7 protein-coding genes and 9 tRNA genes are annotated in these 7,865 nt (G+C 41.4%); 5 read left to right on the plus strand and 11 right to left on the minus strand.

Translation table 11 applies throughout. The features are described from left to right. The first annotated feature begins 264 nt into the window (after positions 1 to 264). Together V7077_RS12755 and V7077_RS12760 are read left to right on the plus strand one after the other, a co-directional pair. Entirely contained in the window at positions 265 to 600 is a 336-nt protein-coding gene (locus V7077_RS12755) for a hypothetical protein (protein WP_335502054.1), read from the plus strand. A 168-nt stretch (positions 601 to 768) separates the two neighbouring features. After that, positions 769 to 1,206 carry a hypothetical protein gene (locus V7077_RS12760; RefSeq protein WP_335502055.1) on the plus strand — a complete coding sequence of 146 codons (438 nt, stop codon included), beginning with the start codon at positions 769 to 771 and terminating at the stop codon, positions 1,204 to 1,206. A gap of 90 nt (positions 1,207 to 1,296) precedes the next feature. Here V7077_RS12760 and ftsZ read toward each other — a convergent pair whose 3' ends face one another. Beyond that, entirely contained in the window at positions 1,297 to 2,460 is a 1,164-nt protein-coding gene (ftsZ, locus tag V7077_RS12765; protein ID WP_335502057.1) for a cell division protein FtsZ, read from the minus strand. Between the two features lie 569 nt (positions 2,461 to 3,029). On the opposite strand from ftsZ, the gene V7077_RS12770 reads away from it, so the two are divergent. Then, positions 3,030 to 3,197, plus strand: a complete 168-nt coding sequence (locus V7077_RS12770; protein ID WP_335502059.1) for a hypothetical protein — start codon at positions 3,030 to 3,032, stop codon at positions 3,195 to 3,197. A gap of 293 nt (positions 3,198 to 3,490) precedes the next feature. Further along, entirely contained in the window at positions 3,491 to 3,769 is a 279-nt protein-coding gene (locus V7077_RS12775; RefSeq protein ID WP_335502061.1) for a hypothetical protein, read from the plus strand. Between the two features lie 32 nt (positions 3,770 to 3,801). Here the strand turns inward: V7077_RS12775 and V7077_RS12780 are convergent, their stop codons facing one another. Further along, positions 3,802 to 3,990: a DUF2187 family protein gene (locus V7077_RS12780; RefSeq protein WP_335502063.1), complete on the minus strand. Its 189-nt coding sequence runs from the start codon at positions 3,988 to 3,990 to the stop codon at positions 3,802 to 3,804. 651 nt (positions 3,991 to 4,641) lie between these two features. On the opposite strand from V7077_RS12780, the gene V7077_RS12785 reads away from it, so the two are divergent. Continuing rightward, positions 4,642 to 6,273 carry an SWIM zinc finger family protein gene (locus V7077_RS12785; protein ID WP_335502065.1) on the plus strand — a complete coding sequence of 544 codons (1,632 nt, stop codon included), beginning with the start codon at positions 4,642 to 4,644 and terminating at the stop codon, positions 6,271 to 6,273. A 310-nt stretch (positions 6,274 to 6,583) separates the two neighbouring features. Here V7077_RS12785 and V7077_RS12790 read toward each other — a convergent pair. The 9 genes from V7077_RS12790 to V7077_RS12830 all read right to left on the minus strand — a co-directional run bounded on the left by V7077_RS12790 (position 6,584) and on the right by V7077_RS12830 (position 7,709). Next, positions 6,584 to 6,659, minus strand: a tRNA-Phe gene (locus V7077_RS12790). Between the two features lie 50 nt (positions 6,660 to 6,709). Further along, positions 6,710 to 6,786 (minus strand) — tRNA-Asp (locus V7077_RS12795). 3 nt (positions 6,787 to 6,789) lie between these two features. Next, positions 6,790 to 6,863, minus strand: a tRNA-Met gene (locus tag V7077_RS12800). 267 nt (positions 6,864 to 7,130) lie between these two features. Beyond that, positions 7,131 to 7,223: transfer RNA gene (locus V7077_RS12805), tRNA-Ser, on the minus strand. A gap of 12 nt (positions 7,224 to 7,235) precedes the next feature. Then, positions 7,236 to 7,308 (minus strand) — tRNA-Ala (locus V7077_RS12810). Between the two features lie 23 nt (positions 7,309 to 7,331). Next, positions 7,332 to 7,408: transfer RNA gene (locus V7077_RS12815), tRNA-Pro, on the minus strand. A gap of 8 nt (positions 7,409 to 7,416) precedes the next feature. Next, a tRNA-Arg gene (locus tag V7077_RS12820) sits at positions 7,417 to 7,493 on the minus strand. Between the two features lie 35 nt (positions 7,494 to 7,528). Then, a tRNA-Leu gene (locus tag V7077_RS12825) sits at positions 7,529 to 7,613 on the minus strand. Positions 7,614 to 7,633: 20 nt separating this feature from the next. Continuing rightward, positions 7,634 to 7,709 (minus strand) — tRNA-Lys (locus V7077_RS12830). Positions 7,710 to 7,865 lie beyond the last annotated feature (156 nt).

The following is a 7,865-nucleotide window of genomic DNA, read 5'->3' on the forward strand; positions in this document are numbered from 1 at the left end:
CTACATTAATTACCGAAATTCCTTTTTTCTCTATCCTTCCTGGTAGTTCAATAAGCTTCTTAATTCATTCTGCGCTTTCCTGTGCGGGTACCTCAAAAGGGAACGGCTTAAGAATTCCTATGCCTTTTTTTATTAAAAAAGATACAGTCCGTATCCTCCACTTCCCTATATCGTTTTATCGAAATAAAAATGTAAATATTCTGTCACGGTAATACCGTTGATGTTAGAAACTTGAAAGGGTAAGCTTTACTTACTATTTAAGGAGTGATTAAGCTGAAAACAGTACCCGTAAATAAGCTAGCATTTAAAAATCATTTATCGATGATTGAGCAATTTTCAATCAAAGATTTCCTATTTAAATGGCTTGGTAGACCGCCAGAAGGATTAGATGATTTTCTCCCGCTAGAGTACACAGAAAGTGTCTTTGCGAAAATGGAGGCAAAACAGGGAACATCTTTTCTCATTAATGAGGATGAACGTTTTAGATATGCGACCATTACCGAAGATAATCAAATTGTGATCGGTATTTTAGATTCCAACGATGAGTTAAAGCATAGAATTCTTTCTCTGGATGAGGTTCTAGCAGGTAAGCACTTGTAAGTTGTGCTTACCTCTTTTTTGTGGAATAGGTTCAACTTTGCACCAAACATGTAATAATAAATATGGCTCGATTCTGACATAGGGATAAAATAAAGGAAAATAGCAGGATTTACTTTCAACCTTTATTTTTTAAAAATAAAGAGTATCAAATTCTTCGGAAAGGTCGTGATGAGAAAGTTGCTTTATATATGGGATATTGAGGAGATCATTAAGAATACGTTGCAAGAGCATAAATTAAACATTAATTATGAATTGAACAATAAACTACCTGCACCTATGAGTTATAACGTTTCGACAAATACGATTAAGTTTAACTACCTGCAAATAAATGGATACATAGCCAATATTAATTTTAAAATTAAAGAGACAGATGAAGACTGTGTTAAACTCATTCTTTTTCATCAACTCGGCTATTTTTTAGATTTTAAGAAAAACAAACATGATTTACGGACTCTAAAGTATGGTGAGGATGAAGAAAAAGAAAAGCTTCTCGCTTTAATAGAAAGGAATTCCTGGGATTACGGCAGGACCTTTGTACCTGAGAAGCTACTAAAATCATATGATACAGTACGTTCAATCGATAAAATGCTGCTAAAAAACTATTGAAACGTTATTGTATCTTGGAAATCTTAAACATTAGTAAAAAATTCCTACCTTTCAGTCATTAGCAGGAATTTTTGCATTTTATTAAATTAATCAAGATCGTCTTTTTCGATTGCGCAAAAACGTTGGAATATCCAGATTTTTTGCAGAGTTTTCTGAGTGCCGATCATACTCTTGAACAGGTTCGCCATGGGTTATCAGATTAGGTTGTTTACGTCGTTCCCTTTGATATGGATTAGACATTTTTTCCACTGGTGGCAGAGAAGGATTATGTAATTCTTCTGCACTTTCTTTTTTACCCTCTTGCTCCGTAAATCCAGTGGCAATGATCGTTACGATCATTTCATCCTTTAGATTTTCGTTAATGACTGAACCAAAAATCATATTTAATTCCTCGTGGGATGCAGAAGCAACAATTTCAGCTGCCTCCTGTACTTCAAAAAGACTTAGATTCTGACCCCCAGTTATGTTCATAATGACACCCTGTGCTCCATTGATGGAAGTCTCGAGTAATGGACTATTTAAGGCTTTCTCGGCAGCCTCGGCGGCGCGATTGTTACCCGTCGCAATACCAATCCCCATTAAGGCTGTTCCTTTATGGGACATGACCGTTTTCACGTCAGCAAAATCAAGGTTGATTAAACCAGGTACAGCAATCAAATCGGAAATCCCTTGCACACCTTGGCGAAGGACAGCATCCGCTTCACGGAAAGCATCAATCATAGGTGTATTCTGATCGACAATCTCCAATAAGCGATCGTTTGGAATAATAATTAAGGTATCAACCGCTTCCCTCATTTCGTCAATTCCACTTTCCGCGTTTACTGCACGTTTGCGGCCTTCAAATTTGAAAGGACGTGTGACAACACCAATTGTCAGGGCACCCAGTTTTCGGGCAATTTTTGCAATCGCAGGGGCTGCTCCTGTGCCAGTCCCTCCGCCCATTCCGGCAGTAACGAAAACTAGGTCAGCACCTGATAGCACTTCTTCCATCTGTTTTTTGCTTTCTTCCACTGCTAATTTTCCTATTTGCGGATTTGCACCTGCTCCTAAACCTTTCGTCAAGGATTGACCAATTTGCATCTTGGTGCCTGCTTTAGATTGATGAATCGCTTGTGCATCTGTATTAACGGCAATAAATTCTACGCCTTCCACTCCGTCGGCAATCATACGGTTCACGGCGTTGTTTCCCCCGCCGCCAACACCGATCACTTTAATCGTGGCCAATTGGTCCCTTTTCATATCAAATTCCAACATAATCTCTCCTCCTCGTTATCCAAACTGATTTGTTTCTGCACAAATCAAGGTTACTCGAAGAACTCTTCGTACTTTTTCTAAATTTCACTTTTCTATGTTTAGTAGACTATACGGATGTTTATCATTATTAGTTTTCAGTCTAAGTAACAATGATAGTATTGTCTAGTTAAGTCTTACCTACTTATTAAAATAGTTAATATAGCACACGTTTCATTAATAGGGTCATATGAAGGCTTTGCGTCCTCATGTTCATAATTACCAACTGCTTGTAGGTTTATTAAGTCATGTTAAAGTCTTTTTACAATTTGGTTACCTTCTGTTCATTCGACAAATTTCTAAGATTCGCTTGTTATAATAACATTGTCTAAAGCGAGGATTTGCAGTTTAAAGTAAAAATAAGAGGAGGAGAAATCTTGCCGGAGATTTTGCTTTATCTAGGTACATATCTGTCAGCTGCGCTTGTTCTTGGTTGGCTGGTTAGAATTACGTTTGATCAATTTATCAAATAAACTCCCAAGATAGTTCTGTAAAATTCCTATTGAAGAAGTTTCTAGCGGAGGTTTAATGTCATGACCGAAATTTATTCACCTAGTTACGTACAAGACTTGCTTGGAATAGATAGCAGTACTTTACGGAAGTATGCCATTCTCTTAGAAGGACACGGGTATTCTATTCACCGTAATTCGAAAGGACACAGAGGCTATTTTGATAAAGATGTTAGCACTCTCCGCCAATAGAACGAAGTAAAATGATTGAGGAAGAAACTAGAAAACAGATTGCTGCTGCCGCCAAGCAAAAGAAATGGTGGAGATGGTGGGAATTAAAAAGCGACGATTAGCATAGAAATGGTACTGCCCTGTTGTTATATTAAAGATGTTTAAAGCATTGCTTACGTGAGCAATGCTTTTTTTGGTGAGTTTTTTCATGCCTTCCTGCTGCCTCATTCATAAAATTACAACTAATTGTTATATAAATAGTAATATTGTGAAAACCTAGTAGAAGAATATGAGAATGACTAGGAGTGGTACAAATGAGGAAAATAAGTAAATTAGCAGATTTATGTTGGGAAGGATTAACTTTACAGCATGTTTCTTATACAGGGGTAGTTATACCCTATCTATTATTCTTTATCCTTACCTTCATTTTTGAGCTATTTTTATCGTTTTTGTTCATTTTCTCTTTTTTTATATTCGATCGTTTTGGTTATAAACCTAATTTTCCTTACTACATAAGCGGTGGTATATTAATTCTCATGTTAATCATGACAGGAAGCATGGGGACGGTTCTCCTGCTTCCCAAGAAGCAATAGAACCGTCCCCGTGCTTCCCCGTGCTTCCTCATCTATGCCAAAACCTGATAATTTTTGTGTGCAACGACTGTAATGTTTTCTTTAAACTCCAACTCCGTCTTGTTTTCAGTTATCTTCGTTATGACTGAATTATCATTGACCTTCTCAACGATTCCTTTTACTCCATTTTTAAAAAAGATACGGTCGCCTATGTCTGCTTTCTTTTTGGCTTTGAATATCAAATTAATCCCTCCATGATCCTTTTAATTTTGATTCCCATTTTAATAAAAACATTGATTCCTTGCTATTAATTTGGTCGTTATTAATAAAAAAGTAATATTTGTAATTAATAGGTCAACTTCGCTTCTGGCTGCCTGAAAATCTGACATGTTCATGTGATAGGGTTGCAATTTTTGTCACTAAAATTACATATGTAGGATATTTTTTTCAGAATATTATGTGTTATAATATTTCTAACAACTTAGATACTAAATCAGGTTGGCAGTTTGTTTACTAAAAAAACACGAAAAGAGGGATTACTTATGGATACTTGTATTTCATGCGGCGAGGAACTAGCAATTATGGAGAGAAATCGGACAGAGTGCTGGGAGTGCAGAGAAACAACTATCGAAGCTTATGCTGAATCTGAATAAGCTTGGAATTGCAACAGAAGCGGAAACTAGCCCATTTATTACCAACGATTTACCGACCACTAATTATTTTTCAATTCACTCTGTCCCCTTATCTTGACATTAAACTAAGAAACTCAAAAAAACGCCCGGCCGCAAAATGCGGCCGGGCGTTTACTTTGGAACCGTCCCCATGCTTCGCTTATCTTGATTTTTTGGATATAATAGATGAATATGGATTTTTTTATAAAGGGGGTTACGGCCGTGGTGTCGACACCTGCTAATGAACAAATGGAATATTTTGAGGAACAAGTTCGCGAACTGCTCGTTCCCACGAATGTGGAGGATGCGAAGCTGGTCCAAAAGGGGTTAATGCTGTACCGCCAAGGGGTGGTGAAGCAATTACAAATATTTAATAATAAAATCACCTCCATGGTCCAGGATGTGACGCGTGTTTATGTGAAGCTTGATCTGGTATACGCCTCAATGAGTACGTGTACCTGTCCAAACGAAGGATTTTGCCGTCATCAGGTGGCGACCTTTTTTGCTGCGTTTTCCAAGTATGGCAGTGTTGGCGACTGGGTAACAGCGTGGCGCGAGCCTGCTCGCGAGCAAAAGGAAGTGGCAGACTGGGGCATGCAGACAGCCAAGGACTTGATCAAGGCCAACGGCTTATTGAAGCCAGATTACAGCCGCTGGGTGCATTCATTTGAGGTCAGCTTTGACACGCTGCTCGCTTCGAAAAAATATACAAGCCCCTATGTGATTCCGGAATTGTACGGGATTTATGAGCGCCGGATCCATGCCAGTGCTCCGGTTGAACAGGAATGGCGCCTGTTATATGAAATGATTGCGATCGTCGTGTCATTCCGCAAACTGGCCGCCCTAAGTGAGAAGCTTGGCCATGATGAGGATACCGTACGGCGGGCCTATCTGCATTTGTTCCACAATTTGATGGAAGATGCGGAGGATTTGGCAATAAAAATCGGCGTACAGTCGCTGCCGTTTGCATTCGATGAGTTTATTGAGCGGCTGAAGGATGATGCCTTTGAGCTGCTCCGATGTGCGAGTGGGTTGGAATATGAGCGGATTTATTTGTACCGGCTGATGTGGGTACAATTTTTCAAAAAGAAGGCTTGGCGTGAGGATGAGTTAACGAAGATTAAAGCAGGTCTGAAAGAGCTTCAGGATTGGGAAAATCCACTCCCGATGATGGTGGCTGGGATTCATCTTCATCTGCTTATAGGGGAAGATGAGGAAGCGATGAAGCTGATCGGCCAGTTTACCGATGAGGAGATTGTTCCTTATCTGGTGTATTGGATTGATTACTTGTCCGGTTTGAAGGCTTGGCGCCGGGTTGGGACGTTGATTGAGTTATTTTTCCAAAAGGTGAAGGCGTATTTGACTGCTTTGGGCGGCTATCATAGCTGTGTGACGTTTGCGCGGAATGCACTGAAGTCTGTGACGGCTTACTGTGCGGAGAATGATCGGGTTGATTTGTATGAGCGCGGCTTGCTCGTGATGCTGCCGTATAGTTTCGGGGAGTATGAGTATTTGTTGTTTGAGCGCAAGCAGTATGACCGCTGGGGCGAGCTCCAGGCATTTGTCGGACTGGATTTTTATGATTTGCCGAAGGAGCGCTTGAAGGTGATAGAGAAGGAGCGGCCTGAGGTGCTGCTTGGGATGCTTCATCAGACGGCGCAGCGGGAGATTGATCAGAAGAACCGGTCGAGCTATAAGATGGCGGTTCGGCATTTGAAGAAGCTGCGTACGTTGTATAAGAAGTTGAAGCGCGTGGATGACTGGGAGTATTTCTTGGAAACGCTGATGGATCGGACGAAGCGGCTGCGGGCGTTTCATGAGGAGTGCCGGCGGAGCAAGTTGGTGGATATTTAATAGGTGCCCATAAAAAAATAGTATGCAAAAGCCCTCTTTTTTTCATAAATAGAGGGTTTTTTTATTTTCCATTAAGATATGCGTAATCTTGTAAAGCCAATGTGATTCCAGCCGGTATTATGGTGGCATTGATTAAAAAGTTATCGCTGAAAGGGTTAAAAAGATATAAAAAAAAAGCACTTATACAAGCGCCTTTTACCTTTAATTTCTTATGCAACTATAGGAATTCGAACCTCTAACCCCTGCGCTTAGATGGCGTATGCTCTAACCAGCAAGCTATAGGCCCTTATATTGTAGGCATTAAAGCTAATGGTGGCTCAGGACGGAATCGAACCGCCGACACAAGGATTTTCAGTCCTTTGCTCTACCGACTGAGCTACTGAGCCACACAAATTATATGTATATCAACAGTAGAGTTGTCCTACTGGGATAAAAATGGCGGTCCGGACGGGACTCGAACCCGCGACCTCCTGCGTGACAGGCAGGCATTCTAACCAACTGAACTACCGGACCAAATTGCGGGGACAGGATTTGAACCTGCGACCTTCGGGTTATGAGCCCGACGAGCTACCGGACTGCTCCACCCCGCGATAGTATAAATAATTAGGTTTGGAGTATGCTCCAAGTTTTGTTACTGACTGTCCCCATCTCAGAAAGCTTAATCAAGCAGCAGCTCGATGGGTACAACTCGCTGATTTTTTCAATGTAGCAACGCTCGTTGCTCCACCCCGCGATAATAGAAATTATTAAGTTTGGAATATGCTCCATGTTTTTGTTACTGACTGTCCTCATCTCAGAATGCCTATTCAAGCAGCAGCTCGATGAGTACAACTCGCAATAACAGTATAAAAAAATACTGGAGGAGGAAGAGGGATTCGAACCCCCGCGCGGTTTAACCCGCCTGTCGGTTTTCAAGACCGATCCCTTCAGCCGGACTTGGGTATTCCTCCATGTATATAAAATGGAGCCTAGCGGGATCGAACCGCTGACCTCCTGCGTGCAAAGCAGGCGCTCTCCCAGCTGAGCTAAGGCCCCATAATGTTAATATCCACTTGAGATGGTCGGGAAGACAGGATTCGAACCTGCGACCCCTTGGTCCCAAACCAAGTGCTCTACCAAGCTGAGCTACTTCCCGATAAATAATGGCGCGCCCGAAAGGAGTCGAACCCATAACCTTCTGATCCGTAGTCAGACGCTCTATCCAATTGAGCTACGGGCGCATTATTATAAAGTAATTTTGCATTTGAGAAAACTTTGGTGCGGGTGAAGGGAGTCGAACCCCCACGCCTTGCGGCGCCAGATCCTAAGTCTGGTGCGTCTGCCAATTCCGCCACACCCGCATACTGTTTGCACAAAACTATGGTGAGCCATGAAGGACTCGAACCTTCGACCCTCTGATTAAAAGTCAGATGCTCTACCAACTGAGCTAATGGCTCATACAAAGATGATCTTCTATAACTAATTCGTGGTAGGTCAGATGCTCAAAAGAACTTACGTTCTTTCTCGCAGATTGCCCGCAGAAGCTTACTCACAGAAGTCTGCAATCTGCTCTACCAACTGAGCTAATGGCTCGAACTAAAGGTGCCGGCGAG

Source organism: Neobacillus vireti (genome assembly GCF_036962465.1).
Lineage (GTDB): Bacteria > Bacillota > Bacilli > Bacillales > Cytobacillaceae > Neobacillus > Neobacillus vireti_B.

Excerpts from the sequence above, each read along its gene's own strand:
- V7077_RS12760 (WP_335502055.1), top strand. The coding sequence starts at position 769 with ATGAGAAAGTTGCTTTATATATGGGATATTGAGGAGATCATTAAGAAT.
- ftsZ (WP_335502057.1), bottom strand. The coding sequence starts at position 2,460 with ATGTTGGAATTTGATATGAAAAGGGACCAATTGGCCACGATTAAAGTG.
- V7077_RS12770 (WP_335502059.1), top strand. The coding sequence starts at position 3,030 with ATGACCGAAATTTATTCACCTAGTTACGTACAAGACTTGCTTGGAATA.
- V7077_RS12775 (WP_335502061.1), top strand. The coding sequence starts at position 3,491 with ATGAGGAAAATAAGTAAATTAGCAGATTTATGTTGGGAAGGATTAACT.